This window comes from Arthrobacter sp. SLBN-100 (genome assembly GCF_006715305.1).
In the GTDB taxonomy this organism is placed as follows: domain Bacteria; phylum Actinomycetota; class Actinomycetes; order Actinomycetales; family Micrococcaceae; genus Arthrobacter.
On sequence record NZ_VFMY01000001.1, the window covers coordinates 1,823,416 to 1,850,159 of the forward strand.

General features: G+C 64.4%; 28 protein-coding genes and 1 pseudogene. 19 read left to right on the forward strand and 10 right to left on the reverse strand.

The genetic code is table 11. The features are described from left to right. Positions 1–3: 3 nt before the first annotated feature. The 9 genes and pseudogenes from FBY31_RS08500 (at position 4) to FBY31_RS08540 (ending at position 8,904) form a co-directional block, all read left to right on the forward strand. Positions 4–576, forward strand: coding sequence for a hypothetical protein (locus FBY31_RS08500; RefSeq protein ID WP_142039315.1), 573 nt, complete (start codon positions 4–6; stop codon positions 574–576). A gap of 604 nt (positions 577–1,180) precedes the next feature. Continuing rightward, positions 1,181–1,414 (forward strand): hypothetical protein, encoded by a 234-nt coding sequence (locus FBY31_RS08505; protein WP_142039318.1) that lies wholly within the window; start codon positions 1,181–1,183, stop codon positions 1,412–1,414. Between the two features lie 345 nt (positions 1,415–1,759). Continuing rightward, a complete protein-coding gene (locus FBY31_RS08510) occupies positions 1,760–2,080 on the forward strand; it encodes a hypothetical protein (protein ID WP_142039321.1) in 321 nt (106 codons plus the stop codon). Positions 2,081–2,264: 184 nt separating this feature from the next. Next, positions 2,265–3,149 (forward strand): pentapeptide repeat-containing protein, encoded by an 885-nt coding sequence (locus FBY31_RS08515; protein WP_142039323.1) that lies wholly within the window; start codon positions 2,265–2,267, stop codon positions 3,147–3,149. 379 nt (positions 3,150–3,528) lie between these two features. Continuing rightward, positions 3,529–3,637: pseudogene (locus FBY31_RS23305) on the forward strand (ATP-binding cassette domain-containing protein); the annotation flags it as partial. A gap of 142 nt (positions 3,638–3,779) precedes the next feature. Further along, on the forward strand, positions 3,780–4,457 hold the full coding sequence (locus tag FBY31_RS08525; RefSeq protein WP_142039328.1) for a TIGR00730 family Rossman fold protein: 678 nt from the start codon (positions 3,780–3,782) through the stop codon (positions 4,455–4,457). Positions 4,458–4,623: 166 nt separating this feature from the next. Further along, positions 4,624–4,884, forward strand: a complete 261-nt coding sequence (locus tag FBY31_RS08530) for an SHOCT domain-containing protein (protein WP_200833335.1) — start codon at positions 4,624–4,626, stop codon at positions 4,882–4,884. Between the two features lie 107 nt (positions 4,885–4,991). Next, positions 4,992–7,532 carry a heavy metal translocating P-type ATPase gene (locus FBY31_RS08535; RefSeq protein WP_142039330.1) on the forward strand — a complete coding sequence of 847 codons (2,541 nt, stop codon included), beginning with the start codon at positions 4,992–4,994 and terminating at the stop codon, positions 7,530–7,532. A gap of 10 nt (positions 7,533–7,542) precedes the next feature. Further along, positions 7,543–8,904 (forward strand): phenylacetate--CoA ligase family protein, encoded by a 1,362-nt coding sequence (locus FBY31_RS08540; RefSeq protein WP_142039333.1) that lies wholly within the window; start codon positions 7,543–7,545, stop codon positions 8,902–8,904. A 63-nt stretch (positions 8,905–8,967) separates the two neighbouring features. On the opposite strand, the gene FBY31_RS08545 is transcribed toward FBY31_RS08540, so the two are convergent. From FBY31_RS08545 to FBY31_RS08565, 5 genes are all read right to left on the reverse strand, one after another. Beyond that, positions 8,968–9,417: a universal stress protein gene (locus tag FBY31_RS08545; protein WP_235012978.1), complete on the reverse strand. Its 450-nt coding sequence runs from the start codon at positions 9,415–9,417 to the stop codon at positions 8,968–8,970. A 2-nt stretch (positions 9,418–9,419) separates the two neighbouring features. Then, entirely contained in the window at positions 9,420–9,854 is a 435-nt protein-coding gene (locus FBY31_RS08550) for an arsenate-mycothiol transferase ArsC (RefSeq protein ID WP_142039336.1), read from the reverse strand. A gap of 64 nt (positions 9,855–9,918) precedes the next feature. After that, entirely contained in the window at positions 9,919–11,304 is a 1,386-nt protein-coding gene (locus tag FBY31_RS08555; RefSeq protein WP_142039339.1) for an FAD-dependent oxidoreductase, read from the reverse strand. Positions 11,305–11,502: 198 nt separating this feature from the next. Continuing rightward, on the reverse strand, positions 11,503–11,934 hold the full coding sequence (locus FBY31_RS08560; RefSeq protein ID WP_142039341.1) for an arsenate reductase ArsC: 432 nt from the start codon (positions 11,932–11,934) through the stop codon (positions 11,503–11,505). Positions 11,935–12,074: 140 nt separating this feature from the next. Beyond that, on the reverse strand, positions 12,075–12,746 hold the full coding sequence (locus tag FBY31_RS08565) for an arsenate reductase/protein-tyrosine-phosphatase family protein (protein ID WP_142039344.1): 672 nt from the start codon (positions 12,744–12,746) through the stop codon (positions 12,075–12,077). 46 nt (positions 12,747–12,792) lie between these two features. Here FBY31_RS08565 and FBY31_RS08570 point away from each other — a divergent pair, with 46 nt between their 5' ends. The 4 genes from FBY31_RS08570 to FBY31_RS08585 all read left to right on the forward strand — a co-directional run bounded on the left by FBY31_RS08570 (position 12,793) and on the right by FBY31_RS08585 (position 16,394). Further along, on the forward strand, positions 12,793–13,533 hold the full coding sequence (locus FBY31_RS08570; RefSeq protein WP_142039346.1) for an aquaporin: 741 nt from the start codon (positions 12,793–12,795) through the stop codon (positions 13,531–13,533). A 217-nt stretch (positions 13,534–13,750) separates the two neighbouring features. Further along, positions 13,751–14,557, forward strand: a complete 807-nt coding sequence (locus FBY31_RS08575; RefSeq protein WP_142039349.1) for a GAF and ANTAR domain-containing protein — start codon at positions 13,751–13,753, stop codon at positions 14,555–14,557. Positions 14,558–14,688: 131 nt separating this feature from the next. Continuing rightward, positions 14,689–15,438, forward strand: coding sequence for an SDR family oxidoreductase (locus tag FBY31_RS08580; RefSeq protein ID WP_142039352.1), 750 nt, complete (start codon positions 14,689–14,691; stop codon positions 15,436–15,438). A 146-nt stretch (positions 15,439–15,584) separates the two neighbouring features. Next, positions 15,585–16,394, forward strand: coding sequence for an ANTAR domain-containing protein (locus FBY31_RS08585; RefSeq protein ID WP_142039356.1), 810 nt, complete (start codon positions 15,585–15,587; stop codon positions 16,392–16,394). Between the two features lie 8 nt (positions 16,395–16,402). On the opposite strand, the gene FBY31_RS08590 is transcribed toward FBY31_RS08585, so the two are convergent. The 3 genes from FBY31_RS08590 to FBY31_RS08600 all read right to left on the reverse strand — a co-directional run bounded on the left by FBY31_RS08590 (position 16,403) and on the right by FBY31_RS08600 (position 19,551). Continuing rightward, positions 16,403–17,374 carry a metallophosphoesterase gene (locus tag FBY31_RS08590; protein ID WP_235012979.1) on the reverse strand — a complete coding sequence of 324 codons (972 nt, stop codon included), beginning with the start codon at positions 17,372–17,374 and terminating at the stop codon, positions 16,403–16,405. A gap of 365 nt (positions 17,375–17,739) precedes the next feature. Continuing rightward, positions 17,740–18,924, reverse strand: coding sequence for an acyltransferase family protein (locus tag FBY31_RS08595; protein WP_235012980.1), 1,185 nt, complete (start codon positions 18,922–18,924; stop codon positions 17,740–17,742). Positions 18,925–19,089: 165 nt separating this feature from the next. Further along, entirely contained in the window at positions 19,090–19,551 is a 462-nt protein-coding gene (locus FBY31_RS08600) for a recombinase family protein (RefSeq protein WP_235012981.1), read from the reverse strand. A gap of 211 nt (positions 19,552–19,762) precedes the next feature. Between FBY31_RS08600 and FBY31_RS08605 the strand changes: the two genes are divergently transcribed. The 5 genes from FBY31_RS08605 (at position 19,763) to FBY31_RS08625 (ending at position 23,894) form a co-directional block, all read left to right on the forward strand. After that, on the forward strand, positions 19,763–20,548 hold the full coding sequence (locus FBY31_RS08605) for a hypothetical protein (protein ID WP_160142449.1): 786 nt from the start codon (positions 19,763–19,765) through the stop codon (positions 20,546–20,548). Beyond that, positions 20,548–21,285, forward strand: coding sequence for a hypothetical protein (locus tag FBY31_RS23000; RefSeq protein WP_200833336.1), 738 nt, complete (start codon positions 20,548–20,550; stop codon positions 21,283–21,285). The genes FBY31_RS08605 and FBY31_RS23000 overlap by 1 nt, the downstream gene beginning before the upstream one ends. A 417-nt stretch (positions 21,286–21,702) precedes the next feature. Beyond that, entirely contained in the window at positions 21,703–22,497 is a 795-nt protein-coding gene (locus tag FBY31_RS08615) for a hypothetical protein (protein WP_142039361.1), read from the forward strand. A gap of 162 nt (positions 22,498–22,659) precedes the next feature. Next, positions 22,660–23,250 carry a hypothetical protein gene (locus tag FBY31_RS08620; RefSeq protein ID WP_142039364.1) on the forward strand — a complete coding sequence of 197 codons (591 nt, stop codon included), beginning with the start codon at positions 22,660–22,662 and terminating at the stop codon, positions 23,248–23,250. Between the two features lie 176 nt (positions 23,251–23,426). After that, positions 23,427–23,894, forward strand: a complete 468-nt coding sequence (locus FBY31_RS08625; RefSeq protein WP_142039367.1) for an Hpt domain-containing protein — start codon at positions 23,427–23,429, stop codon at positions 23,892–23,894. Positions 23,895–23,963: 69 nt separating this feature from the next. Here FBY31_RS08625 and FBY31_RS08630 read toward each other — a convergent pair whose 3' ends face one another. Both FBY31_RS08630 and FBY31_RS08635 read right to left on the reverse strand, forming a co-directional pair. Beyond that, the gene (locus FBY31_RS08630; RefSeq protein WP_142039369.1) at positions 23,964–25,568 is read right to left on the reverse strand and encodes an MDR family MFS transporter; all 1,605 of its coding nucleotides are present in this window, start codon (positions 25,566–25,568) and stop codon (positions 23,964–23,966) included. Then, positions 25,565–26,191, reverse strand: coding sequence for a TetR/AcrR family transcriptional regulator (locus tag FBY31_RS08635; RefSeq protein WP_142039371.1), 627 nt, complete (start codon positions 26,189–26,191; stop codon positions 25,565–25,567). The genes FBY31_RS08630 and FBY31_RS08635 overlap by 4 nt, the downstream gene beginning before the upstream one ends. Before the next feature lie 344 nt (positions 26,192–26,535). On the opposite strand from FBY31_RS08635, the gene FBY31_RS08640 reads away from it, so the two are divergent. Then, the gene (locus FBY31_RS08640) at positions 26,536–26,727 is read left to right on the forward strand and encodes a hypothetical protein (protein WP_142039374.1); all 192 of its coding nucleotides are present in this window, start codon (positions 26,536–26,538) and stop codon (positions 26,725–26,727) included. Positions 26,728–26,744: the final 17 nt, after the last annotated feature.

A 26,744-nucleotide genomic window follows, 5' to 3' on the forward strand; every position in this document is an offset into this window, starting at 1 on the left:
CCCATGCGCGTCGTAATTCAAATTGACAGCGGAGACGAGAAACCCCAAATTGTCCTGGATACAGGGAGTACATCACGGGAACCGACGGGAGCCCAGGATGCGGTCGCCGGATCGGTCTCCGGCTCCCCAGCGCCAGAACCTCCCTTACCGACGCCCCAAGGTACCGTCGAGGCGGACGCGCTTGACGGCGGCGCCGCCGGAGTGGAGCGGCATCTGGGCCCGGCTCCGTCGGCCACCCCGTCCTCCGACCTGCTGACCAGAGCGCGGACCGTGGGGGCACTCGATGGGGGTCCCGCACCGAGTACCCCGCCAGTCGATGCAGCGCCACCACCTTTCACCGGTGCTCCCCCGTCTGCGGCTTTCGCCGAAGGAGAAGTTCCGGCCGACTGGCCTTTCACAAGCCTCGCCGTCGATATGTCCGCGGGGCCCGCTCCCGCGGAGCCGGGCACCGATGCCTATGTGACCACCATTAACGGTACCGAAACCGCGGACAAAGAGTCAGCCGAGGAGCAGGAACCACCCGGAGCCAAAGCCAGAAACTCAGGGACAAAACCTGAACATGAAAAGAAGAAATAGGTCCCTTGCCTTACGATCGCCGCCCGAGACGCCGGTCAGCACCGCGGTGGCGGTCGATGCACAAGACCTACGCCCGCAAACAGGCCTTGAGCCCCCGGGTACGAGCTCGGTTCTCCGAAATTTGCACATCGGATCCCGATGCTTACAGCTGATTGCAGTACAAGGATAGGAATCACCGGAGGCCGCTCTGGCCGCCCGCGCGTCCGCGTAGAGCCGCCCAATCACAGAGGAGGCAGGCGATGGGGCAGCCGAGTCAATGGAACCGCCACAGTCATGGACTACAGCGGCCACCGGGAGTCTCCCTTCAATCGGTATTTTGACACGGAAACCAAAAAGTGGATCCCGGGGCGAATACCCCTCGGGTACGGTGATCGTAATGGGCTTCCCTTCGACTTTTGAAACTAGCTGCAGCTGTAAGACCTGCCGCTCGACTGTGGCTCGCGCTTTAGACAAGGAAATCGCTTGGCCAACCAGTTGCGGCACCATCTCATGGATAACGGCTCCAGTAACGCGGCAGTAACGGGGAAGGCTGTGTACTTAAGGCGCGATCAGCTAATTAAAGTAATCGGAACCGGCTCTGACTGAACATTAGGAGGGCATTGTAATGTTCCAGCTTTTCAAATTCCTCAGCACACAACAGCTTGTTTTGCAGCAACTTCCAGTTTTTCTCATTTCCTTTGGAATAGCGGCATATTTCTATAAGTTTGGCAGCTTCGCCATAGAGTGCATCGCTTTCCTTGTGACGTGGGCAGTTTTGGATCTGATTTCGGATCGGCTCTTTACCCGGAGCAAAAAGCGGGCGGATGATGCGGAAGCCGATCTGCAGATGCCCCGCTAGTGGGGTTGTGCGTTTTGCCGTCGAGGGACAAGTGCAGGGAAGACATCAAACGGGCAGTTGGTCCGGCGCTCATGTCACACACACGCTACCGGCGAACTGGCCTGGTTAATTTTTTAGAGCAGCAGCAAACGTTTGTACCGCATGGCGCAAGACTTCGAGCCAGAACCAGAGCGCCTTTGGTCATAGTTGTCGTGTCCTTGGGGCTTGGTCGGAATGGCAATGGTCTCAGCCACAGCACTATCAGAACCGTCCGGAGATGGCGCGCGCCGAGTCTTCACTCGATTCTTCCGCTAACTGGGCACTTGGGTGGGGACCGTCTTGGCGTTCTACTTAGCGTGGGAAAATATGAACGCCGCAGCGGAAAACACGGCAAGGCTTCTCGGACATCCGTCCAGCACGCCCGTCACCGCTGTAATGGTGCCCAAGGCGCGCATGATTACACGAATTTCCCCCGGTGCAGGCGTGCTCAACGTGCAACTTATCGACCTCTATACAAGGATGCTCGCAGCAGGCGTCGGTGCCTCCGGCGTCGTGCTTTACACAGCAGTGCACAAGGCGATGCTTGACGCGTTTGCTGCTTCTGTAGCAACGCCACAGAACCCCGCAGCACTAGCAGAACAGATGCATGATGCAGTCGCTGATCCTAACCGCAAGGGAATCCCTTGAAGCCATGGGGCCTCATCGCGGATGCCCACAACAGGATGCGCTCAATACCCGAGTGCAACGATGTGTTTGTGACCAGCAGCGGGGAAGGAGCCAGATCCCGTTATCGGCTGACTGACAAACACTGGCCTAGCCAGCGCGGAGTAGGCCAGGAACGAGTGAGAGGGTCCCTGGACAAGGAACTGCTATGGAATGGTTTTGGCTCGTAGCGGGTATATCTTTCTTAGCCACAATGACGCTTGCCCTGCTGCTACCTGGCCGGTTTGTTCCTCGTAATCTGCCGCCAGCTGACGTCGAACGCCGTAGGCTGCAGCTCGAAATGGCTAAGACCTTCGCGGAAGCCCTAGGGGGTGCCTTTGTTCTAGTGACCCTGCTCTTGGCTTGGCAGCAGGTGGTGAGTACGCAGGATCAAGTTGAAGTCGCACGGCAAGGCCAGATTACCGAACGGTTCACGAGAGCGGTTGACCAAGTCGGGAGCGACAACGTCACCGTCCGGGTCGGGGGTATCTATGCACTAGAGAGCATCGCGCGGGATTCGCGTCAAGACCGCAAGGCAATCATGGAGAGCCTCGCGTCCTTTCTGCGGCAGAAGTCGCCAGTCGTCGACACCCCGAACACTCGGGATTGGCAAGCGGCCAGATCGCAGATGGCTCCCGCAGACGTTGAAGCCGCAGCCATCGTGATTGGGCGTCGTAACCGCGAGGATGAGATCAAGTCAGATTCCGTGTGCAGTAGTTTGAATTCCCCGGATTCTGTGTGCACACTAAGTCTCCGCGGAGTAAACCTCTCAAGCATCAATTTGAACGACATGGACTTTTCACAGATGGATCTTCGCGGAGCCAGGTTCAATCATTCGAACATTCCTTTCGGCTCATTTCGAAACTCGAACATGCAAGGTGCGGACTTTAGAGGCGCCAATCTCCGTCTTGCTGAAGTCACTAACGCGTCACTCTTGAACAGTTACCTTGAACTAGCCAATCTGCATTTGGTTGAAGGCCTGACATGTCAGCAGCTCCAAAGTTCGCATGACCACGGCGCCGGGGCAGCGAATCTAACTATTAGATGCCCTTGATGGTCACAGCTGCAGCGTTCCACAATGCAGAGTTTTCACGCAGATCTTGTGGGGGCCAACTGATGGAGCCAAGTCAGGACTGACGGGAAGTTGATCGACACCATCACCCTCAGGACTTGTTAGCCCGCTTGCCATTTCCGGGACTGGACAGGACAGGACAGGACTTGCGGTGGCAACCTTCAACGGAGGTTCGGAGATCGCTGCCGGCCGCCGTACACGGCCGAAGGGACGGCGCCATGCTGTTCCTGGCGATAAAGAACCTGGTCCAGGAAAAGACCCGGCTGCTGATCAGCCTCGGAGGGGTGGCTTTCGCAAGATCGGCGAATACATCAGGACGGTGTCTCGGGCACCGGTTGCGTTGCGGAACCTGCCCCGGGACCTCTCCGGCGGGGAGAAGCAACGCGTGGCCATCGCCCGGTCCCTGGCGAATGACCCCCGGCTGATCCTCGCCGACGAACCCACCGCCAACCTGGATGCCAAGACCGGCCAGGACGTGGCCCTGCTCCTGTACGAAACGGCCTGCCAGGAAAACCGGAAACGGGTCATCACCATCGAAGACGGACGCCTCACCGCCAAAGAAGCAGGCGACCACAACCTGAATTGCCGCATGCACCCGGAAGCGGCACCGGCATGAAGATGACGGACGAAGAACTGCTGGCAGTGCTGGCTGACCCGGCCGATGACCCTGCCCGGATGGAACGGATCAGCACAGAAATCGACGCCGGGTTCCGCCTGCTCTCAGGCCGGTTCGGGAAAGCAGTGGCCGTGTTCGGATCGGCACGGCCCGGACCGGAGGACCCCCGCTACACGTCAGCCCGGGCGATGGGGGCACGGTTCGCCGAGGCCGGGTTCGCTGTCATCACCGGAGGAGGCCCGGGCCTGATGGAGGCGGCCAACCGCGGCGCGGCGGAAGCGGGCGGAACCTCCATCGGGCTGGGCGTCGAACTCCCACGCGAACAGTCGCTGAATCCCTACCTGGACGTCTCCATGACTTTCCGGTACTTCTTCGCGAGGAAACTCATGTTCGTCCGGTACGCCTCGGCCTTCGTCGTCCTTCCCGGCGGGTTCGGAACCCTGGATGAACTCTTTGAAGCCCTGACCCTCGTCCAGACCGGAAAAATCCACGAATTCCCCGTCGTCCTGATCGGAACCGGGCACTGGGCCGGCCTCATGGCCTGGATCCGGGAACGCCTCCAGGACCAGGGCTTCATCGCCCCCAATGACATCCGCCTGCTGCGGTGCACCGACGACATCGATGAAGCCGTCGAACTGATCCAGCAATGCCACCTCCGCCAGCACGCGCTCTGACCCGGGGGATGTGATGAACGGACCGGGCACCGGGCCGGGCAACGGGGCACCCCTCCGGACCGCCTCCGCCAAGCGGGACCAAAGCCTCTGACGCCCCCAGCGGGGACGGACGATAGTGAACTGCACGGGCAGCTTGGCATGCCCGCGGACAGGGAGGAAAACACCGATGATGTATTGGGATGGGAACATGGGCGTCTGGGGCTACATCCTGATGGGGGTGAGCGTTGTGCTGTTCTGGGGAGCCATCATCACCGCCCTCGTCCTCCTCGCCCGCTCCCTAGGCGCAGGCAACCGCCGACACGACAGCGGCACCCCGGGTGGCGGCGTCGCGGAATATCTGCTCGCCGAACGGTTTGCCCGCGGAGAGATCGACGAGAGCGAGTACAGCGCCCGCCTCACGGTGCTCCGGCGCGGCCGCGGGGCCTAGGCGGTCGGCGACGTCCCGGGCGAAAGCCTCACGCAGTGAAGGTCCGGCAACGGGTAGACGGCCCGCTGTCCTCCCCGGATCCCTCTTGACCTAAGGACGACGGCACCATGTCTGCTGACCCGAAATCCGGCGCCGACGCAGTTGGCACGGCTCTACAACGCACTGTCGTGGAGGTCCGCGGCCTGCACTGGGCCACTTCCAAAGCAGTGATTGAACGGGTGCTGTCTCAGCGGCCTGGAGTTGCCGTTGTCGAGGCGAACCCGGTCGCGCAGACCGCGACCGTGAGTTTTGACCCCTCAATGACCTCCGTGGAGCAGATCTCCGGGTGGGTACGGGACTGCGGATACCACTGCCGGGGCGAATCGGTTCCCGACCACGTCTGCTACCCCATGGACGAAGCGGCGGATACCGCCGCGCTGAAACATGGCACCGTCCGGAAGGGCACGGCCCAGCCGCAGGCCGGACATACCCACCCCGGTGCAGCGCCGCACATCGAGGATACGCATCCAATGGAGCACGATCACCGCGCTATGCATACCGGCCACGGCCCGGGCGGACACGGTGAGATGGCCGGGACTCCGCAGGACATGATGGGCCACGGCGGACACCACGCCGGAATGTCGATGGACGACATGGTCAAGGACATGCGCAACCGGTTCCTGGTCGCCGCCATCCTCTCCATCGGCGTGACCCTCTGGTCCCCGATGGGCCGGGACATGCTCGGATTCACCGCCCCGACACCGTTCGGGCTCCGCGACGACGTGATCGCCCTGATCCTGTCCTTGCCGGTCATCTTCTACTCGGCGTGGATCTTCTTCGACGGCGCCTACCGGGCGCTGAAAGCCCGCACCTTGGACATGATGGTTCTTGTCGCGATCGCCGTGGGCACCGGGTGGCTCTACAGCGTCTGGGTCACCCTCACCGGCGGCGGTGAAGTCTTTTATGAAGCGGCGACCGTCCTGGCCTCCTTTGTGCTGCTGGGACACTGGTTCGAAATGCGTGCCCGCGGCGGGGCGAACGAAGCCATCCGTACGCTGCTCGAGCTTGCCCCTCCGGTCGCTGTGGTGATCCGCGACGGCGACACGGTGGAGATCCCCACCTCCGACGTCCAGGCCGGGGACCTGCTGCTGGTCCGGCCGGGATCGAAAATCCCCGTCGACGGGGAAGTCGAGGACGGCCAGTCGGAGGTCGATGAATCCATGGTCACGGGCGAGAGCCTGCCGGTGACCAAAACCATCGGCTCGGAAGTCATCGGCGCGTCGATCAACACCACCGGCACGATGCGGGTCCGGGCCACCAAGGTCGGCGCCGACACCGCCCTGGCGCAGATCGTGGCCCTCGTCCAGGAAGCCCAGAACTCCAAGGCACCGGGCCAGCGGCTGGCCGACAGGGCCGCCTTCTGGCTCGTCCTGGTCGCCCTGATCGGCGGGACCGTCACGTTCGCCGCATGGCTGGCCCTCGGTGCCGGGCTCCAGGCCGCCATGCTGTTCGCCATCACCGTCGTGGTGATCACCTGCCCCGACGCGCTCGGCCTGGCCACACCAACGGCCATCATGGTGGGCACCGGGCTGGGCGCCAAACGCGGCGTCCTGTTCAAGAACGCCACCGCCCTGGAGGTCTCGGCCCGGATCGACACCGTGGTGATGGACAAGACCGGCACCCTCACCAAGGGCGAACCGGAAGTGACCGACGTCGTCGTGGAAGGCATTGACCAGAACGAACTTTTGGCGCTGGTGGCGGCAGTCGAGAGGGAATCCGAACACCCGCTTGCCGCGGCCGTGGTCCGCCATGCCCAAGTACAGGACGTGCCCGTGCTTGCGGCGTCGGATTTCCTGAACATTCCTGGCCACGGTGCCGGCGCAACAGTGGATGGACGCCGGGTGCTGGTGGGCAACCGCAAACTCATGGCCGGCGAGGGCATCGACCTCGGACCGCTGGCCGCCGTGCGTGACGAACTTGCCGCCACCGGCCGTACCGCGGTGCTCGTAGCAGTGGACGGCCGGGCCGCCGCCGTGATCGCCATGGCGGACGCCGCCAGGGAAACCGCGGCCGCCGCCGTCGCGGCCCTGCACGAGGCCGGGATCGAAGTCGTCATGCTCACCGGAGACAACGAAGCCACCGGCCGCAGGATCGCCGGCCAGCTGGGCATCGACACCGTCATCGCCGAAGTGCTCCCCGGGGACAAATCAGCGAAGATCGCCGAGCTGCAACAGGCGGGCAAGAAGGTCGCGATGGTCGGTGACGGGGTCAACGACGCCCCCGCCCTGGCCCAGGCTGACCTCGGCATCGCGATCGGCGCCGGCACCGATGTCGCCATCGAAACGGCCGACGTCGTCCTCATGCGCTCGGACCCGCTGGACGTTCCCATCGCGCTGCGGATCGGCAAAGGCACCTTGCGCAAGATGCGCCAGAACCTGGGCTGGGCCGTGGGGTACAACGCGATAGCGTTGCCCATCGCCGCCGGGGTCTTCGCCTTCGCCGGGATCGCCCTGAGCCCGGAAATCGCGGCGCTGTCGATGTCCGGTTCCAGCTTCCTGGTGGCCGTCAACGCCCTGCTTCTCAAGAGACTCCGGCTTCCCCGGCCGGAGACACCCGAGCCCACCACCGCTCGTGCCGCCCAGCCGCTGGCCCCGGCCGGCACCCGCTAGGCAACCCGCCATGGACCTCCGCCTCATCGCCCGCGTGCTGTACCTGCGCGCCGCGTGGCGGAGGAGGGACCACTGGGACGCTGCCCGGATCACCGTTCACCAGGAACACGCCCTGCAGGAACTGCGCCGTGCAACCTACGCCGGCTCCGAGTTCTACCGGCGCCGCCACGCCGGCCAGTTCGACGCGCCGCTGGACCAGCTGCCGCCCGTCACGAAAGCGGACCTGATGGACCACTTCGACGAGGCCGTCACCACACCGGACCTGAAGCTCGCTGACCTGGAAAACCATCTGCGAGCCCTGACGCAAAGCGGAGGAGACCCGGGGCAGCCCTGGCAGGGCCGCTGGTGGGCCGCAGCAACGGCCGGGACAACCGGCCGGCGCGGAACCTTTATCTGGAACCGCACCGAATGGGCGGCCGTTCTGGCCTCGTACGCCCGCGCCAACGATTGGGCCGGGATCTCCGCCGGGCTCACCCGGCCCCTGAAAATGGCCCTCATCAGCTCCCGCGTCCCCACCCACCAGTCTGCGGTCGTCGGAGCATCCGTGCGCTCCAGAGTCGTCCCCGCCCTCCGCCTGGACGTCACCGCACCCATGGACGGGAACGTCGCCGCACTGAACCGGTTCCAGCCCAGGATCCTGGTCGGCTACGCCTCAGCACTCAAACCCCTCGCCGCCGAGCAGCGCGCCGGACGGCTGCGTATATCCCCGCAAGGCGTCATGTCGGCATCCGAGGTCCTCAGCCCCCACACCGCCGCGGAACTGGAGGCTGCATGGGGAAGCAAGCCTTTCGATGTCTACGCCGCCACCGAAACAGCAGGGATCGCCTCCCCCTGCACCTACCGGAACCGCCACGTCTATGAAGACCTGCTGATCATCGAACCTGTAGACCAGGCCGGAAGCCCCGTACCGGCAGGAACAACCGGGGCAAAGCTCCTCGTCACAGTCCTGTTTTCCCGGACCCTTCCGCTCATCCGCTACGAAATGTCCGACACCGTAAAGCTCGGCGGACGGGGCTGCCCCTGCGGACGCTCCTTCACCCTGCTGCAGGACATCGAAGGCCGGATCGAAGACGTCCTGCACCTGCCAGGCAAGGCAGCCAGCGTGATTATCCATCCGATCGTGTTCCACCACGTCCTCGATGAAGCCGGAAGCAACGGGTGGCAGGTCATCCAGGAGCCCTCAAGGCTCCGCGTGCTCCTCTCCGGCCTCGCCCCCGGAGCCTCCGCCGAAGGAGTCAGCGGCGCAGTATCACGCGCGCTGAAGGAAGCAGGCGTAGTAGACACCCAAGTGGACGTGCAACTGGTCGACCAACTCGAACGGACAGCCCTGGGAAAAGCACCCTTCGTGCGAGGATTGACCGTCCGGCAGTGACATGCCCGGAGGTGGCGAAGATGGCCGGACGCTCAGACAGCTGGCTTGGCCGCCGCAGTTGTCCTATCGGGCCGGCTGGTTACCGGGCTCCGGGATGATGAGGACGGGTCGCTGCTGACGGTGGATCAGGGCCGCGGACACCGACCCCTCGAGGGCACGGTCCAGCCGCGCCAGCGAACCGGGCCGGCCTGCCCCCACCACAAGCAGGGCTGCACCGGCATTCTCGGCGAGGCGGCTGAGGGCCTTGGAAACATCGCCGTTAAGCACCCGGAAGGACCACGCCTGCCCCGGCTTCCCAAGAATGGCTTCAAGCTTCTGTTGTAGCTGCTCCGATGGGAATTCGGCCTCTTCGTTGATGCTCGGTCCCCGCCGGTCGGCAACGGTCGTGGCCTGCAGCAGCCTCCGGCAGCCACGGACGCCTCCCGCGATCATCCCGGCACTGATCAGCAGGCCGGCGGACAGCAGCCGGCCGGCCACCTGTCCTCCTCCAACGGAGCCGAGGTTTGCGGGCATGGCTAGTTCCCGGTGAGCTCCCTGTAGAGCGCCTGCACCCGGGTTTTGATGTCGTCCCGGACCAGCCGCATCCTCTCCATGCCTTCGATGCCCCGCTCTGAGGGCTCGTCTGTTTCCCAGACCTCGATGCGTTTGCCCTCGCGCGGTTCAAGCTTGGCCTCGGTGCCCAAAACGATGACAGCGTCCACGCTGTCCAGTACGTCCTGGGTGACCGGTTTGGGGTATTCGCCGGTGACGTCGATGCCGAGTTCGGTCAGGGAGTCCACAGCCTGGGGGTTCAGGGACTTGCCCGGTTTGGTGCCGGCGGAATAGACAGCAACGGCGTCTCCCGCAAGATCCCGCATGAGGCCGGCGGCAAGCTGGGACTTGCCGCCGTTCTTGCTGCAGACGAAGAGTACGGCGGGAGCCTTCCGGGTGCCCGGTGTTTCGGTGATCATGAGTGCGTTGTTTCCTTTGTCAGTGCCTCGAACCAGCGGTCCGATAGCGGGTGCAGGGTTTGGCTCAGTCGGTACCGGAGCGGCCATGGGAAAGCCCGGTCGGGAAGCCGACCAGCACCGGTTCGGGCGCGGCGCAGCAACCGGAGTCAGCAGAGGCGGAGGTCCCTGCTGCCGATGCCGCGGGGACGTCGCAGCTGGTGCCGGCGTCGGTCGAGCAGACCCCGGTCTCTGGGAGCTCCAGGTGGACGGTGTCGGCTGCTGCCTGGTCGCCGGCGAGGGCGGCGGCGACGGAGCGGACCTGTTCGTAGCCGGTGGCCAGCAGGAAGGTGGGCGCGCGGCCGTAGGACTTCATCCCGACAATGTAGAAATCTTTGTCCGGGTGGGCCAGCAGCCTGGCGCCGTGCGGCGGGACAGTTCCGCAGGAGTGGAATTCGGGGTCGATGAGCGGGCCGAGCTCGGTGGGGGCTTCGACGGCGGAGTCCAGGTTGAGGCGGAGTTCGCGAAGGATGTCCAGGTCGGGCCGGAATCCGGTGCAGGGGACCACGACGTCGGCCTCGAGGGTGCGGCCGTCCACGGCACCAACGGTGACGGAGGACTCCAGGGATTTGATCGAGCTGATCCCGAAGCCGGTATGCAGCTCGATTTTTCCGGCCTCCACGAGGCGGCGGACCCTGCCCCCGAGCTGGCCGCGGGCGGGCAACCCGTCAGCGTCACCGCCGCCGTAGACTTTGGCGGCAGTCGCACCGCGAACAGCCCACAGGATCCGCGTGTCCGGCTCTTCCTTGGCCAGGTCAGCGAGGTTACTCAGGGTGTTGGCGGCGGAGTGGCCGGCACCGACCACGAGGACGCGGCGGCCGGCAAAAGAAGCACGTTCCCGCCCGGTGACGTCCGGCAGCGGAGCGGAGATCCGGTCCTGGGCGCTGTCTTCGCCGAGGGCGGGAAGGCCCGAGGTGCCCAGCGGGTTGCGGGTGGACCAGGTGCCGGAGGCATCGATAACTCCTGCCACTGTATGGTCCCGGGTTACGCCGTCTGAGTGATCGACCCGGACCACGAAGGGCGTGGCGTCTCGGTGACGGACGTGGGTTTTGTCCAGTCCCTGCCGCGTGATGGCAGTGACGCGGGCACCTGTCCGCAGCCGCGAGGCGATCTGGGGAAGTGCGGCCAGGGGCGCGAGGTAGTTGTCGATCAGCTCGCCTCCGTAGGGCAGGGCGGTGGGCGGGGGCGCTTCCCAGCCTGCGGTTTCGAGGAGGCGGACGGCGGCGGCGTCAGTGTTGAACCGCCACGGGGAGAACAGCCGGATATGGCGCCACTGCTCGATGGCAGCCCCGGCGGAGGCACCGGCTTCAAAGATCAGCGGCTCGAGGCCCCGTTCGAGAAGGTGGGCCGCGGCGGCCAGGCCGACAGGGCCGGCACCGATCACGGCGACCCGCAGGTGCCTCGCTGAATCCATGGTTTCCTCTTTCATCCGTAGCGGTGTCGGTGGTTCGGGGGCACCTGCCAGCCGGGCAGGGCCGGCAGGTGCCCCGGGATTGGCGGTTAGCAGCAGTCCTGATCGTCGTCGCAGCAACCGGAGTCGCCGCAGCATCCTGTCGTCATGAGGCTCACCTCCTCCCCTGTTCCGGGTTTCAGGCGTGGGTGGGTTCTTCAACTAACGCGGTGGCGATGCAGCGGGGATCAGGGATTCGATCAGGCCCTCGATGCGGGTTTTGATCTGGTCGCGGATGGGGCGGACGGAGTCGACGCCCTTGCCGGCCGGGTCTTCCAGGACCCAGTCCTCGTAGCGCTTGCCGGGGAAGTAGGGGCATTCGTCGCCGCAGCCCATGGTGATGACGACGTCCGATTCCTTCACCGCCTCGGTGGTGAGGACTTTGGGGACCTCGGCGGACATGTCGATGCCCAGCTCTGCCATGGCTTCGACGGCGGCGGGGTTGATTTTTTCGGCGGGCTGGGAACCGGCGGAACGAACCTCGATCTCGCCCTTGCCGAGCGTGGTGAGGAAGGCGGCAGCCATCTGGGAACGGCCCGCGTTGTGAACGCAGACAAACAATACGGAGGGCTTCCTGGCGGTTTCGGTGCTCATTGTTTTGCTCCTGTAACTCAGTGGGTGGAACGGTGGTTGAACCATCACGCCGCACGTCCTGCACCATATTGAAGTTGATCGATATAGGAAGTATCGGACGATACATTGATGATTGTCAATATGTGCCGACTACGCCTGCGTCACGCGGCGTGCATCCGGGGTGCGAGGCCGTTAACGCGGCTGGAGATGTCGTTGAAGGCGTTCTGGAAGGCTTCCTCCGTGTTGGTCCGGAGCGGATCCGGTACGGACCAGTGAACGCCGCCGAGGGTGGCGAGTTCTTCGTGGGCGTTGTCGCAGACGGTTACAACCAAGTCGCCATCAGTCACCGGGCCCAGCCTTCGCGGCGGAACCTCCGGGAGGTCAACGCCATTGCGGCGGGCGACGTCGATGGCTCCTTGGGCGATGCGGTCGGCCGGGTGGGTTCCGGCAGAGGTGGAGGGGATCTCACTGACCTGCTGCCAGAGCGCAGCTGCAAGCTGGGAACGGGCGCTGTTTCGCGTGCAGACAAACAGAACCCGGGTGGCGCCGTATTCGACGCCGGGGGCGAGCCCTTCCAGTCCACCGGCAGCCAGGCGGATGTAGCTGCGGCGCTTGTCGGCTTCGGAGCGGTGCCTGGTTGCCACACCCGCTCCTTCCAGGGCGCGCAGGTGATGGGATAGCAGGTTTGACGGCATACCCAACTCCGCCTGGAGCTCTGTGGGCGAGAAGTCCCCGAGGGTCAGCAGATCAACAATGCGCAGCCGCGCGGGATCGGCGAGGGCCGCGTGTTTGGCGACCCGCCGCTGGAAAGCGTCCACTGGCTCAGTTTTCATTGACTCAATTTTGACTGAGTTAATATCTTCGGTCAAGCTTGGTGCCATGACTACAAACCAGCCGCCGTTGTGGCGCCGAGCCATCGCCGAAGTCCTTGGCACCAGCCTGCTCGTGATGATCGTGGTGGGCTCGGGGATTATGGCCCAGCAACTCTCTCCCAACGACACCGGCCTGCAGCTGCTCCAGAACAGCACGGCCACTGCGCTGGGCCTGACCGTCCTGATCCTCGTGCTCGGGCCGGTCAGCGGCGCGCACTTCAATCCTGTGGTCTCGCTTGTTGACTGGGCGCTGGGGCGGCGCAAAAGCACCGGCTTGACCCTGCCGGAGCTCGGCACCTACGTAGTCGCGCAGACGCTCGGAGCCATCAGCGGCAGTGTGGTCGCGAACGCCATGTTTGAGGTGGGGACTTCCATCTCCGGAAAGGACCGCGCCAGTAGCGGGCATCTGCTGGGTGAGGTCGTGGCGACCGCCGGCCTCATCCTGCTGATCTTCACCCTCGCGGCCACCAAGCGGGGAGCCCTTGCCGCACCTGCGGTCGGTGCCTACATCGGGGCAGCATACTGGTTCACGTCCTCGACCTCGTTCGCGAACCCCGCGGTGACGATCGGGCGTATCTTCAGCGATACATTCGCCGGCATCGCACCGGCCTCCGTGCCCGCGTTCGTCCTGGCCCAGCTTGTGGGCGCGGCAACCGGCCTGGGCCTCCTGCTCCTTCTGTTCCCCTCGGCGGCGAGCGCCGCCGATGACGTGGTGCTCCCGCACGGGGCAGACACAGCCAAGTCCTAGCCTGCATCCTCACGCTGATCGTGGGCCTGAGCATTGTCCTCGTTACCCTGGCGCCCGCGGGCCAGTCCTGAGACACGCAGGAGTTGAGGAACAGGCACCACGCAGTAATGCCCTCCGGAAAAGTCGAGTATCCGTTACTCGGGCACTTCGACTCCCTGCCCCGTAACCTGCAGCAAGAGGTGTCGCCCAGGACGCCCGCTGGTGACGGGAGCAGGTTGTGGAAATCGAGCTGCGCCCGAAGCGGGCGCACCCTCAGACCGGGGCCGCTGACGGAACCAGCGGAGCAGCCTGTTTCCGCGGTCGCTCAACGCCGCCGCCCGCATTCGGCATTCTTTTGGACCTTCGTGCCTGCAGCGACGAAGCTTCCCTCCAGCTCCTCTCGCTGGCTGCAGCGTCAGCCCTGTCCGAGCTGGCCGGATGCACCTTGGACTGTACCGTGTCCCTTGTCCGTCCCGGCCAGGCGGCGCTGGTGTCAGGCACCAGCAGCGGCGCCATCGGTCTTGCCCAAGCGGATCAAAGCAGCGGGGACGGCCCGGTGTCCCGCGCGCTTGCCGGGCACCTCGCGGTCATCGTCAACAGCTACTCGGCGGATCCGCGGTGGCCCTCCCCCTGGCACCCTCTCACCGAGGCCGGCTACAGGTCGCTTCTCTCGGTCCCGCTGCATCTTCAGGCGGAAAGCATGTCAGCCCTGACGCTCTTGGCCCCGGCGGACGATGTATTCGCTCCCGGCGTCATTATTGCTGCCAGCGCCTTCAGCAAGCTGGGGGCCAGCAGCTATCTGTCGGCAGCAGAGCTGCGGGCAGCACAGTCGGCGGCGGAACACCTCCAGACGGCCCTGCAGGGCCGTACCTCCATCGATGTTGCCTGCGGAGTGATCATGGGACAAAACCGGTGCTCCTACCGGGACGCTTTCCATATCCTCGCCCAGGCCTCCAGCCACCGAAACGTCAAAGCCCGTGTAGTGGCCGAAACGATGCTGCAGCAGCTGCCGGGCGGCGCCCCTTCCACCCATTTCACGGAATGAAGCCATGAGCCCATTCGGTGGAAGGCAAGTAATAAGCGCCATGGAGTACGACGACGTCAGCGTGCCGTTGCTGGACAGCTCACGGCCCGCCGGGCGTCATAGTGCGGCAGGTCAGGCATAGGATTTCGTTTATGAGGATTGCCGTTGCAGGGGGAACCGGTACAGTCGGCCACCACGTCGTCGCTATTGCCAGGGAGCGCGGGCACGATGTGGTGGGCATCAGCCGCTCGGAAGGTGTGGACCTGGTCAACGGCCGCGGCCTGTACCAGGCGCTCCAGGGCGTCGACACAGTCATCGACGTCTCGGGCATCCGGACCGCTTCCACCAAGAAAGCCGTGGACTTTTTCACCAACGCCACCCAGAACCTCCTGGCGGCGGAGAAGCAGGCGGGCGTGAAGCACCACATTGCGCTGTCCATCGTTGGCATCGACAACGCCAACTCAGGACTGTACGCCGGGAAGCTGGTGCAGGAGGACGAAGTCAGGCACGGCGGCATCCCCTGGACCCTCCTCCGGTCCACCCAGTTCCACGAGTTCGTGCCGATGACTGTCAAAGCCGCTTCCGCAGGCCCCGCGGTGTTCGTGCCCAAAATGTTCACCCAGCCCATCGCGGCGAAGGAGGTGGCCATGGCCCTGGTGGCTGCCGCCGAAACCGGGCCGCAAGGAAGGGTCCCGGACCTGGGCGGGCCCAGGACGGAACAGCTGAAAGACCTGGTCAAGGCCTACCTCGCCAAAACCAGGCAAAAGAAGCGGGTGGTCCCGCTCCATGTCCCCGGCCCCATGGGCAAAGCGATGCGCAAAGGTGGGCTCATCCCGGCGGCGGGTGCCGCCGTCGGACGCCAGACGTTCCTGGAGTGGCTGGAAGCCGGCGGCGCCGCCTAGCCTTTCAGCCGGACAGGTACCGGGCTCCCCCACCCGTGAAAAATCGAGTACTCACTACTCGTGCCCCCACCTCTGCCCTCGCGTTAGGTTCGAGGTGCAGCGCGCGGACCATGTCGGTTCGGGCGCCGTTCAGAGGGGGAGCGAGAATGACAGTCCATGTGCAGGGCACCAGCAGAAGGGTGCTGAAGGCCGACGGCGGAAGGCAGGGGTCGGCGGCGGGCGTGCCCGACGAGCCGTGGTTTGAGCCCTCCGGGTTCCTGCTGGACCTGGTCACGGACGCAGACACGGAGGCAGCCTCCCTGAGGCGACTGGCAGAAGCAGCAGCTGTAGTCCTCACCCAGGCAGTCGGGGTCCAGATTGACTGTGCCGTCATGCTGGCCGCGGCCCAGGCGGCTCCCGTTCGGGCGGCCAACAATGGACGGGCCGCGGGCCTGGGCTACCTGGAACAGGATCTCGATGGCGGCCCGATGAAGCAGGCCGCGGCGGCGGAGAGTCCCATCGTGGTGGAGGCCGCCGAAACAACGCTGCGATGGCAGGCCTACCGGCGCCGGTTCCTCGATGCGGGCTACGGCGAGGTGGTTGCCGTTCCCCTGCGGCTTGACCCCGGAACCACTGCAGCCCTGGCATTCTTTGCACCGCCGGAGGTCCGGTTCGATCCCGGCACGATCAGCCAGGCAACGTGGTTTGCCCGGGTTGCGTCGCAGAGCCTGAAACTGGCACTCGAGGTCCAAAGCGTCCGGTCCGCGGGGGACAACCTGAAGGCGCTGCTGGAAGGCCGGACGTCCATCGACGTGGCCTGCGGTGTGATCATGGGCCGCAACCGCTGCTCCTATCCGGACGCTTTCGGCCTCCTGGCCGGCGCGTCGACCCAACGCAACAAGCAGGTCCGCGAGGTGGCCGAGGGATTCCTGAAGAACCTGCCAAAAGCCTCCGCCGGGATGCGCTTCGAGTTCTGAGCAGCCCTCTATTTTTCGATGCTGAACGCGTCACTGAAGCTGCCTCTGTTGGGGATGAACTTTACGTCCATGCGCCGGCTGGTAACGGTGATATCCAACGTACCCCGCGCATTGTCCTCGTTGGCTCCCAGCCAGCTCGCGAAGTAGGGAAGCTCGGGGTCGTCGGTGTTGATCTTGGTGAGTCTCACGCCGCCAGTGCCGGCGGTGGCGAAAACGGTGCCCGCGCCCTTCTTCATGGAGTCGTCCCTATCCGCCATACACGCTTCTGAAACTACGTCTGCCACCACTTCCGGGCAGTCTTTGCCCAGAGCCAGCTGGTGCGTCCGCTGATAGACGTGTTCATGGCCGGTCAGGACCAGGTCGGCCTTTTGACTGAGCAGGAGATTGGTGAACGGTTCGCCGGCAACGCAGCCGTAATGCCCCAGGCTCAAACATGGGGTGTGCATGGCCACCACCGTCCAGGGGATATTACTGTTGTGGGCGCCATCGATAGCGGACTCCGTCCACCGCCCGCGTTCGCTGTCCGCCGAGTAATCGAGGACTCCTTCGGGAAATGGAATGCCGGGTGAAACAACGATGAGCCGCACCAGTGGCTTCTCCCGGGGGACGTCCACGTACCACTGCTTGCCATATTCACCCTGAAGGCCGGGGAGCCTGTTGGGAAGGCACTGCACAAAATTGGTGATATTCCCGTCTTTGCCATTGCTCTCGTGATTGCCGGTCGCCAGCTGGTAGGGGAAGTCTGTTCCAAGCTTTTCCGTAACCATCGCGCAGAACTCCTCCTCGGCCCCGGCCCGGTAGGAAAGATCTCCGAGCGCAAGACTAAAGTCGGGTTTCAGCCGTGCCACCACGTCCAGCACAGATTTGGCTCCCCTGCCCAGGCCCATGTCGCCGGCAGCAGTGAAGTGGACGGATCTGCCGTCCTGCGACTCGCAGCCCGCCAGCGTGAGGCAGGCGAGCATGGCCGTTGCAGCTGCCACGGTACGAATGAAAGATGTAATCCTCCAAGCCATCCGCTCTCACCTTCTCGAAGCCGGGACCGCTCTATTGGAGCCTAGCTGGCGGTCAGGCCGTTCTCGATACTTTTTTGTGAAAGGTGCGGACATCCACACTCTTGGGCCTGAGCCCTTCCCTTATCGGCCGGCGCTCGTATTATTCATGCATGTGGACTAAACAGCACCAGTCGTTCTGCGCGCTTTGCGGCAGGAGCACTAAGCATGTCACCCACTTCCAGAAGGACGACGCCGGATCCCTGACCGCGGAGGTCCGGTGCACTGAGTGCGCTGATCGGTCCGAGGTGGCCGCCTAGGACGGAGCAGCCAGTGGAGCGCGGGGTTGTTCCGTGCTACGCCGCCCGTCCCGCGGATGCGAGTTCCGGCTCCCGTTCGCTGGCGGGCCCAGGAGCGGAACGGACGACAGCGGCGTCGAGCCTTTTGTGGGCCCAGCGGCGGACGGGCGTCTCCACCATGCGGAACGACGCGTAGGCGAGCAGGACGGTCAGGGCTGCCGCCAGCGGCACGCGGAGCCACAGTGACGGGACGAGCGGCATCAGCAGCAGATAGACGGGCAGGTGCCAGAGGTAGAGGGCGTAGGACAGGTCGCGGCCGGGGCCGGCGAGCCAGGGATGGCTCAGGATCCTTGCAGTAAAGCCGGCCGGGGAAAGGACCAGCCATCCGATGGCCAGTGCCGCCAGCAGCGCCAGCACGGTGGGCCCGGCTGTCCAGAAGGCGCTGAACCACAGGCCGGGAGTATTCGGCTCCTGCAGCACGAACACGGCCGCCAGCAGGACCAGGGCTGCCGGCGGACCGGCCCACCGCGCGGCACCGACCAGGGAAGCGTGGAACCGGGAGCCCGGGCGGATAACGGTGAGGACGAGCGCCAGGGTGCAGCCGATCAGCAGTTCATCAGCCCGGGTATCGGGCCCGTTGTACAAGCGGTTCAGCGGCGCCCCGGCCCACACCAGCAGGAAGCGTTCCAGCAGGAAAGCCGCAGCCAGGCCGGCCGTGGTCCAGGCGACCGTCCGGACCGTCCAGAAGCGCAGCAGGACCAGGAGGAGCAGCGGCCACACCAGGTAGAACTGCTCCTCGACGGCGAGCGTCCAGGTGGGGCCCAGCGTTTCACCGGTAATGGAGCCACCGAAGGCGCCGAAATGCGCCAGGTTCATCACGTACCCGGCGGCCGGCAGGATGAAGCCTTCCTGGCCTGCCCACGTCGACGCCGGAAACACCACGCCTACGGTGACGATCGCTCCGCAGAGGGCCAGCAGCGCGGGCCACAGCCGGGCCAGCCGCTTGGCGTAGAAGATACCCAGGCGCAGCCCGCCGGTGGCGAGGTACTCCTTCATGATCAGGAGGGTGATCACAAAACCGCTGAGCGTGAAGAAGACGTCCACCCCGATGGATCCTCCGGGGACCAGTCCGGTGGCGGCGTGAAAGAGAAAAACGAACGCTACCGCAACAGTCCGAAGCCCGTCCAGGGCGTGCTTCCGCCCGGAAATAAGCCCGGAGGCGGGCACTTCCGGGCGTCCCAAAGCTGGCAAATTTCCACTGCTTGACCTAAAAACCACTAAGCAAGCATATATAACGTTTCCGTAACTGCGCTGGGCGAAGGCTGGACGGAAGCCCAAAAGCACCACCTTGGACTGTGACTGTTGGCGATAAATGGCGGTCTTTTTGCAGCGCTAAATGTCGCCCTGCTAGTCGGCAAGCGCTCGTGACCGCCTGTAGAACGTCGCTCGGGACATACCGAGATCCCGGGCAACCTGCGCAGCGGGCTCGCCACCTTTGACCAGGCGAACAGCACTTCTGATCTGACTATCCGTGACCCGGCGGGGTCGGCCGCCAAGGTCCTTGCCAGCTTCTCTTCGCTTGATTATGGAATCAGTGACGCGTTCGCGCTTGATCTCGTGTTCCATCTGCGCGAGGGCGGCCATGATCGTGAACAACATAGAGCCCATCGGTGTTGCTGTGTCGACGTCGCCTCCGCCCAAGTTCAGGACGCGCAGGCCGGCGCCCCTGCTGCGGAGTTCGTCGGCGAAGGCAAGCATGTTCTGAATGGATCGCCCGAGCCGGTCCAAAGTCGTGATGACGAGGGTGTCATCCTCCATGAGTGCGTCGAGTGCTCGATCGAACTGGGGGTCGAGAAGGTTTCGAGACATAGTTATGAGAATCGCCGGGCGCAGAGAAAGTCGTGAGATTTCACGGGAATCAGGATCTTACGGGACAGAGCCAGTGAGACGTCTCGTATCCCAACGGTTTCGAGACGAAACGCTTGGGAACCAACAGCTCCTCCATTACTTGACGCGTCTGGGAGTGGCCCATCCGTGATTGCGTATGGACTCGCCTCTGGCGGCGGGTGTACTTTCAGCTGTGGAAGGTTTCACCCACCCTTCTGACGCCGGCCGCGAGCTAGATGAACTACGCGTGAGGGCGTACGGTTCGGATCACGACATCGATGGTGATCCTCGGGCTCTCGCGAGGTTGCGCGAACTTGAGGCTGCGCACCTCGCCGACGTCGAACGCCGGGCGGACGCCCCCGCGAGCGAAAGCTCGGCCGGTACGGAAACCGTGAAAGCGGCGGTTCCCGCCGTCGCCTTAGCTGAAGCTCAGGGGTCGCCGGAGCCCGGACGGGCGATCGCGCCGCTGTCGCAGCCAGTAGAGGAAAGCTCGTTGCGGTCGCTCCTGCGACGCGCGATGAGGACGTGGTGGGGTCGCCTCGCGCGGGTGGCTGGCATGCTGGTAGTCGCTGCCGCCATCGTCGTGGCGGCCTTCCTGATATCCGCGCCACGACCCGACGCTACCTTGCGTCTGACGGCGGTCGAGGCTGACGACCAGGTCCGCACCCTGGTGACCTCCGCGGAGCGAGCTGGCAGGTACGAAATCGACCCCTCAACGCTCCGCGCATACGGGTCGTACCATGGCTTCAATGTCTGGTCCGGCGTGAATGCCTTCGGCTCTCCGTGTCTCGTGGCCGTGCACCGGTCATTCGACTACCTCTCAAGAGCGCGCTGCGCTCCGTTTCCGGCAGACCTCATTGTGGACGTCTCTTCGTCCGGCGACGGACTCGACATACCCACCGGCGACGGCATCATTAGGTTCATACGTCGTGGCGACACGGTGGACGCCTACGTCTACCTCTTGCCAGAGGCCGACTGATGGACACATCCTCACAGCCCTCAGACGATAAGCGTGAACTGGATGCGCTCCGCAGGAGGGCGTATGGTCCGAATCCCGATATCCAGACTGACCCCGCTGCGCTGGCAAGGCTGGAGGAACTGGAAGCAGCACGCAAAGCGGTCCCGCCCGACGCCGCGGACACCGGCCTCGGCGAACCTGCTGCAGCCGCGGATGGCGCGCCCAGCCCCGATCCCGCCTGGACTGCGCCGCGCGAGGGCACGCCGCAGTCGCTTTGGCGTCGTCTTACTGCTACACGTGCCCGCCGCACCTCGTTAGTGGCCGGCGCGCTGGTGGTCTTTTTGGCCCTCGCGTACACCATGGCGTCCCTCGTCGGACAGCCGCGTCCCGATGCCATACTGCAACCAATCGCAGACGAGGCAGAGAACGCGGTGTTCAAGACGCTGAGCTTCTATTCATCGAACGCCGATGAGTCCACTATTCGCGGCTACCAGCCGTATCGGGGACGCCAGCCGGTGTTCCACATGGACAGGCGGGGCTACCAGTGCTTAAGGATTTTCGGACCAGGTTACGGGGAGCCTAACCCAAATTGCGTACCGCCTGGGGTGGATCTTTTTGCTGACGTTGTTACGTGGCCGTTGCAGAACCACGACTTTATTGAAGGTATCCCAGGTCTCCCAGACGGGAGCATCGCCCGGTTCCACTACCGCGGACACTCGGTGGACGTCTTCCTCTACCCGGCGTCAAAAGCCGACTAAGGCTCGGACCCCGGAGCCTTGGTCGCGAGCACAACTGCAATCCCCACTATGTAAACCTCAAAGCATGCGTGTGGGGTCCTGGGGTGATGAGCCAGACGCAGCCCCCGGGCGAGTTACTGCGCTACTGTCGAAAGTCGCATGTCACCCGGTGACTCGAAACCTTCCCGTCTCGAGTCTCAAGGGTCTCTCGGGCTACTTAGACCCGGGCAGTGAAAAGCGCCCAACATCCGGCGTTTCCTCAACACTGCTTCAGCGCGCTCTGTCATTCGGGGGATTGCATGAGTCGAAACTGATCTTCGTACATTGTCACGGGTTCTGTGCCGGAGGAGACTTGAGGCGGCGGCATCCCATCTCGGGCCGCCCACGAGGCCACCCGGCCGCGGGGCCTCACAGCACCCGTAGCGGCCTGGTGGATCGATGAGCTCCATGACACCCTTCGAAAAGGCCGCTCAGCGGTGGCGCCATCTCTTGCCCTTGTTGGCTATCGCACTGATTGGATGTCTCGGCGGGTGCGAGTATGAGCCCAACGACGTCTCCCTCCCGTCCGCCAGTTCTCCGACTACGGAGGCTCGCACGGCCCCGCCGCTGCCGGACCAAGGCGGCAGTCGAACGGTCCCACCGCTGCCGGAGAGCGGCGACATCGACGCCGGCACATACCTCGTCCCCATCGCCGGCTACAAGGAGCCTTTCGAGATCACCGTCCCAGACGGCTGGTTTGCACTCGACGGCGACAGCCTGGGCAAGGACGACCCGGAGCACCCGGCTGAATGGGCCGTCTACCTGACTCTTTGGCCCGCGGACTATGTGGCGAAGGACGCATGCGCCTGGAGTGGCGCCCTTGCCGATGTCGGTCCGTCGGCCGAGGCCTTCGTTGACGCGATGGCGGCGCAGACGTCAACGGCAAGCACCCCTCCCGTGGAGGTCATGGTCGGCAATCACTCCGGCTTCGAGTTCGACCACTTCGTCCAGGCCGCCGTGGACATCACAGCCTGCGACGGCGGCAAGTTATGCATCCACTCAGGATCCGCATACGACTGCTCACGCTGGTACTTGACTCAGGACGAACGCGAAACCTACCGAGTGATCGACCTGAACGGCCAGCGCGCTGTGATCGCAGTGGGCCAAATCGACGAATCAATCAATCCGGAGCTGACGAGAGAAGCACGCGCCGTCTTCGACTCGATCATGTTCAAGTCCGACAAGACCAGTTGATGCGATGGGCGATCCCGCCCTCGGGCGCCGGTTCCTTCTCTGAACCCACCTGCATGTCTCATAACCGAGGCGCCTCGAATCCCTAGGGATTTGAGGCGCAGAGGTTACGAGACACTGGGCCAAACGTTTTCCGCCTTATGGGCTGGGGTGTGTGGCGGGCTGATGGAGAATGAAGCCATGGGTGGATCGATGTATGAGCGCAAGGATCTATCAGGTCCGTCGCATTCCTCTCTGCGCGATCGTATTTGGGCGGAACTCGCGGCATTCGGCCCGTTTGCAGTCCACACGGACACAAAGGGAATCGATGCCGGCGGCATATCCACGCCGGTGCGTCGAGCAACGGGCGGTGAAACGGTCATCGCGCGCTTTGCCATCGCTTCAGGACCGGGCACCGGCGCCGACGCACCCGAATGCTTGGCTACGTTCAAGCCTGATCGCCCCGGCCCCCACCACGCCGCATTTCTCCTCACAGTCCTTACAAACGAGTTGACCGAGTTTGCCAGGACGCGGCAGCTCTCAGGCCTTGCACAAACCATCAGATCGATCGGTTTGATGAAAGGCACCCCTTGCAGCTTGAACGTCGACGGAGTCCCGGTCCTTGGGTGGGCGTTACTAGCGGACGGCGCAAGCGGGATTGCCTGTGAGCATCGCGACCGAATACTGATGTGGCTCGGGACGGAGCAGGCAGTAATACCCCGCTCGATCTCCACAAAAATCATGACCAGCACAGGGTGGCAGGAAGACAACTGCTGACTGCCAACCTGTCTCACAGCCCTAGAGATTCAAGACAGCCGGAGTGCAGCGGCGCGACAAAGAGCGATCACAAAACGCCGCCATTTATCGGCAAACTCCACCACCTTGGACATCAGCAGGAGGGCCAGGGCGGTGACCGCAGGGTAACCCCAACCTCCGCCGCGTACCGTCCCGGTATGAGAACTACCACTGCACCGCTGCATACCCCCGCTGGCGCGGAACCCGGCGGGGATTCACCGTGGACGAGCGTCCAGGAATCCGCCCGGCCACTCCTGGACCATACCGTGCTGGACAAGCTGCGCGCGGACCTCGATGACTATGAAGAAGTCTGGCGGGTGTTCGTCCAGAACTTCATCGCCGCGCTCCCCGTGAGGATTGAGAGGCTGCGCCTTGCATTGACCACCGGCGATCTCCCTGGTGCCATCGATGCCCTCCTCAGCATCAAGAGCGCGAGCCAGCAGGTGGGCGCGGAACGCCTCGCCGCCGTCGCCCTGGATCTTGAGCTGTCCGTGCGTGAGGGGACCCGTGACCGTGATCCGTCGGGCGTCCTGCCCTGGCTGGCTGCGGACCATCTGCCGCGGCTCAGGCAACGCGCTGGGCAGACTTCCCACATCCTCGAGGCACACCTCAAGAAGTCCCTGTAACCCGGTGGCCCCCCGTGAATACTGGTGGCCGCCGCGCGCGTCCCCGCGCGGCCCCCGTACGGGCGGTGACTAGCGCGCCACCGCCGGGGACTCGTCGTCGGCCGCTATGAGGATGTTGCCCTCGCTGATGGACTCGGAAAGGACGTCGTGTTCCACGGCCGTAGCCAGCGGCTTCTCCTTCACGAACAGCAGCACGACGGCGGCGACCAGTGCCAGCGGGACCATCCAGATGAAGATGGGGGTCAGGGCGTCGTTGTAGGAGGAGATGATCAATTCCTTGAGCTCCGCGGGCAGCTGGTTGACCAGCGCGGGGGTGAGCGAGTTCGATCCCCCGGGTGCGTTGCCGCCGGACGCGGAGGCGGGCATGCGCTCGGCGAGCAGCTCGGCCAGGCGGCTGGCGAACAGGCTTCCCACCACGGCCGAACCGAGGGTGGCGCCGATCTGGCGGAAGAAGTTGTTGGACGCCGTCGCCGTGCCCACTTCGCGCAGGGCGAAGGAGTTCTGGACCACGAGCACCAGGATCTGCATGCTCAGGCCGAGTCCCAGGCCCATCACGGCAAGGTAGGCGCAGATTTCCCAGAGCGGCTGGCCGGGCTTGAGGGTGGAGAGCAGCACCAGGGCCACCGCCACCAGCACCGAACCGGCGATGGGCATCCACTTGTACCGGCCGGTTTTGCTGACCAGCTGGCCGGACCCCACCGAGGCCACCAGGAGGGCACCCATCATCGGGATCATCAGCAGGCCGGATTCGGTGGCGTTCACGCTGAAGGCCATCTGCAGGTACGTGGGGAGGTAGCCGATGGCGCCGAACATGGCCACGCCGATCAGCAGCCCGGCGAAGGTGGAGAGGTTGAAGTTCAGGTCCTTGAACAGGTGCAGCGGGATGATGGGCTCGGCCGTGCGGCGCTCCACCAAGACAAAGGCCACGGCACTGAGGACGGTGCCGGCGATCAGGCCAATGATGATCGGATCGGACCATTCGTACTTGCTGCCGCCCCAGGTGGCGAAGAGCACCAGGCAGGTGGTGGCGATGGCCATCAGCACCATGCCGCCCAGATCCAGCCTGGGCTTGCCGGCGTGCTTGGGCAGTTTGAGGAAGAACGCGGCTCCGGCCAGGGCCAGCAGCCCCAGGGGGATGTTGATCCAGAAGACCCAGCGCCAGCCGGGACCTTCGGTGAACCAGCCGCCCAGCAGCGGGCCGGCCACGGACGCGATAGCGAACACGCCACCCATCATGCCCATGTATTTGCCGCGCTCACGGGGCGGGACCACGTCGGCGATTACTGCCTGCGAGAGGATCATCAGTCCGCCGCCGCCCAGGCCCTGGATGACGCGGGCGGTGATCAGCACGCCCATGTCGTTGGCGAGCGCGCCCACCACTGAACCGACCATAAACAGGAGGATGGCCGCGATCAGGAGGGACTTGCGCCCCATCAGGTCACCGAGCTTGCCGTAGATGGGCATGCTGATCGTGGAGGTGAGGATGAACGCGGTGATCACCCAAAGCATGTCGCTGACGCCGTGGAGTTCGCCCACGATGGTGGGCAGCGCGGTGCTGAGGACGGTCTGGTTCAGGGCGGAGAGAAGCATCGAGAGCATCAGGCCCACAAAAAGCAGCACCATGTGCTGCTTCTGCGGGGCCTGCGCCGTCTCCGGCGGAGGGGCCGTGGTCATGAGAGTTTCCTTTGCAAGTGGTGAAAGAGCGCCACCGCGGGCGCGAGGTCTTGTGGGGTGAGCCCCGTGGCGGGGTCGAAATCGGTGGATTTCGCCCGGAACTTGGCGGGCACGGCTGCGAGCATCACCGTCATGCGAGCGGTTTCCTCGGGGCTGAAGCCTTCAGCGCCTGAGGCCCAGGCAGGATCCCGGGTGAAGTGGTCCGTCACGGCCCGGCATACCAGGGCTTCGGCCTTCGCCATGTATTCCATCTGCCGGGCGAACAGGTGCGGGTGCCGCTTCAGGATGAGCCGGCGCCGGGTGTTGTCCGTGTCGCGGATGGAGGAACGGGCGACGGCGACCAGCAGCAGGGTGACCTGCTCCAGGAAGTCTTCGGCCCCGCTGAGCTTCGCCGCCTCGGCGGCGTCCAGGACGGGCTCGTGGAGGCCGAGGACCGCGTCCTCCTTGGCGGGGAAATAGTTGAAGAACGTCCGCGGTGACACCCCGGCGCTCTCCGCGATGGCTTCCACTGTTGCGTGTTCCAGGCCGCGCTCCTTCGCCAGGGAAGCTGCCGCCTCGTGGATGGCAGCCCAGGTTTCGACCTTTTTGCGCTCACGCAGCGTAGGGAAAGAGGCGGGGGGCATGGACCTATTTTTGCATGACTGCAAACTTTGCACAACTGCAGCTTTTGCTGAGGACCGCTCCCGTTGCGGGACGGAACAAGGCAAAGGGAAGGCCCCTCCTAGGAGGGGCCTTCAACGTAGTGGTCAATTGTCTTCTGGTATAGGTCAGCGGTGATGCACTCCCCCTTTCCGGACGCCCCCTAGCGTCCCTCCGGACTATGACAAGAACTGACTTTAGCGACGGGGCAGAGGCCAGTAAAGGGGTTGTGCCAAAGAAATTTGACCCGTTGCCGGCCGCTCCCCTGACTCCCGCACGTTTCCGGAGATTTACTTCAAGGAAACAGCAGCCACCGTATTATTCAGGGATGTGGACTAAACAACAGCAGGCTATGTGCGGCACGTGCGGCACGAACACGAACCACGTCACCCACTATCACAAGGACGAGGCGGGCGGCGGGCTGATTGCCGAAGTACGGTGCGCGGAGCACCGGGACGTTAACCTCATCAACGAGGCGTCCTCGCCTGCCTGGATGGCGCCCGCCCAGCCAGCGGCCTGACCCCGACGAACGATTAG

What these genes read in the sequence shown, in the direction of transcription:
- FBY31_RS08555 (WP_142039339.1), bottom strand. Translation starts at nt 11,304, where the DNA reads ATGGATTCAGCGAGGCACCTGCGGGTCGCCGTGATCGGTGCCGGCCCT.
- FBY31_RS08525 (WP_142039328.1), top strand. Translation starts at nt 3,780, where the DNA reads ATGAAGATGACGGACGAAGAACTGCTGGCAGTGCTGGCTGACCCGGCC.
- FBY31_RS08570 (WP_142039346.1), top strand. Translation starts at nt 12,793, where the DNA reads ATGACTACAAACCAGCCGCCGTTGTGGCGCCGAGCCATCGCCGAAGTC.
- FBY31_RS08545 (WP_235012978.1), bottom strand. Translation starts at nt 9,417, where the DNA reads ATGCCCGCAAACCTCGGCTCCGTTGGAGGAGGACAGGTGGCCGGCCGG.
- FBY31_RS08600 (WP_235012981.1), bottom strand. Translation starts at nt 19,551, where the DNA reads ATGTCTCGAAACCTTCTCGACCCCCAGTTCGATCGAGCACTCGACGCA.
- FBY31_RS08615 (WP_142039361.1), top strand. Translation starts at nt 21,703, where the DNA reads ATGAGCTCCATGACACCCTTCGAAAAGGCCGCTCAGCGGTGGCGCCAT.
- FBY31_RS08585 (WP_142039356.1), top strand. Translation starts at nt 15,585, where the DNA reads ATGACAGTCCATGTGCAGGGCACCAGCAGAAGGGTGCTGAAGGCCGAC.
- FBY31_RS08540 (WP_142039333.1), top strand. Translation starts at nt 7,543, where the DNA reads ATGGACCTCCGCCTCATCGCCCGCGTGCTGTACCTGCGCGCCGCGTGG.
- FBY31_RS23000 (WP_200833336.1), top strand. Translation starts at nt 20,548, where the DNA reads ATGGACACATCCTCACAGCCCTCAGACGATAAGCGTGAACTGGATGCG.
- FBY31_RS08500 (WP_142039315.1), top strand. Translation starts at nt 4, where the DNA reads ATGCGCGTCGTAATTCAAATTGACAGCGGAGACGAGAAACCCCAAATT.
- FBY31_RS08640 (WP_142039374.1), top strand. Translation starts at nt 26,536, where the DNA reads ATGTGGACTAAACAACAGCAGGCTATGTGCGGCACGTGCGGCACGAAC.
- FBY31_RS08635 (WP_142039371.1), bottom strand. Translation starts at nt 26,191, where the DNA reads ATGCCCCCCGCCTCTTTCCCTACGCTGCGTGAGCGCAAAAAGGTCGAA.
- FBY31_RS08505 (WP_142039318.1), top strand. Translation starts at nt 1,181, where the DNA reads ATGTTCCAGCTTTTCAAATTCCTCAGCACACAACAGCTTGTTTTGCAG.
- FBY31_RS08565 (WP_142039344.1), bottom strand. Translation starts at nt 12,746, where the DNA reads ATGAAAACTGAGCCAGTGGACGCTTTCCAGCGGCGGGTCGCCAAACAC.
- FBY31_RS08580 (WP_142039352.1), top strand. Translation starts at nt 14,689, where the DNA reads ATGAGGATTGCCGTTGCAGGGGGAACCGGTACAGTCGGCCACCACGTC.
- FBY31_RS08625 (WP_142039367.1), top strand. Translation starts at nt 23,427, where the DNA reads ATGAGAACTACCACTGCACCGCTGCATACCCCCGCTGGCGCGGAACCC.
- FBY31_RS08630 (WP_142039369.1), bottom strand. Translation starts at nt 25,568, where the DNA reads ATGACCACGGCCCCTCCGCCGGAGACGGCGCAGGCCCCGCAGAAGCAG.
- FBY31_RS08535 (WP_142039330.1), top strand. Translation starts at nt 4,992, where the DNA reads ATGTCTGCTGACCCGAAATCCGGCGCCGACGCAGTTGGCACGGCTCTA.
- FBY31_RS08530 (WP_200833335.1), top strand. Translation starts at nt 4,624, where the DNA reads ATGATGTATTGGGATGGGAACATGGGCGTCTGGGGCTACATCCTGATG.
- FBY31_RS08510 (WP_142039321.1), top strand. Translation starts at nt 1,760, where the DNA reads ATGAACGCCGCAGCGGAAAACACGGCAAGGCTTCTCGGACATCCGTCC.
- FBY31_RS08620 (WP_142039364.1), top strand. Translation starts at nt 22,660, where the DNA reads ATGGAGAATGAAGCCATGGGTGGATCGATGTATGAGCGCAAGGATCTA.
- FBY31_RS08550 (WP_142039336.1), bottom strand. Translation starts at nt 9,854, where the DNA reads ATGATCACCGAAACACCGGGCACCCGGAAGGCTCCCGCCGTACTCTTC.
- FBY31_RS08560 (WP_142039341.1), bottom strand. Translation starts at nt 11,934, where the DNA reads ATGAGCACCGAAACCGCCAGGAAGCCCTCCGTATTGTTTGTCTGCGTT.
- FBY31_RS08515 (WP_142039323.1), top strand. Translation starts at nt 2,265, where the DNA reads ATGGAATGGTTTTGGCTCGTAGCGGGTATATCTTTCTTAGCCACAATG.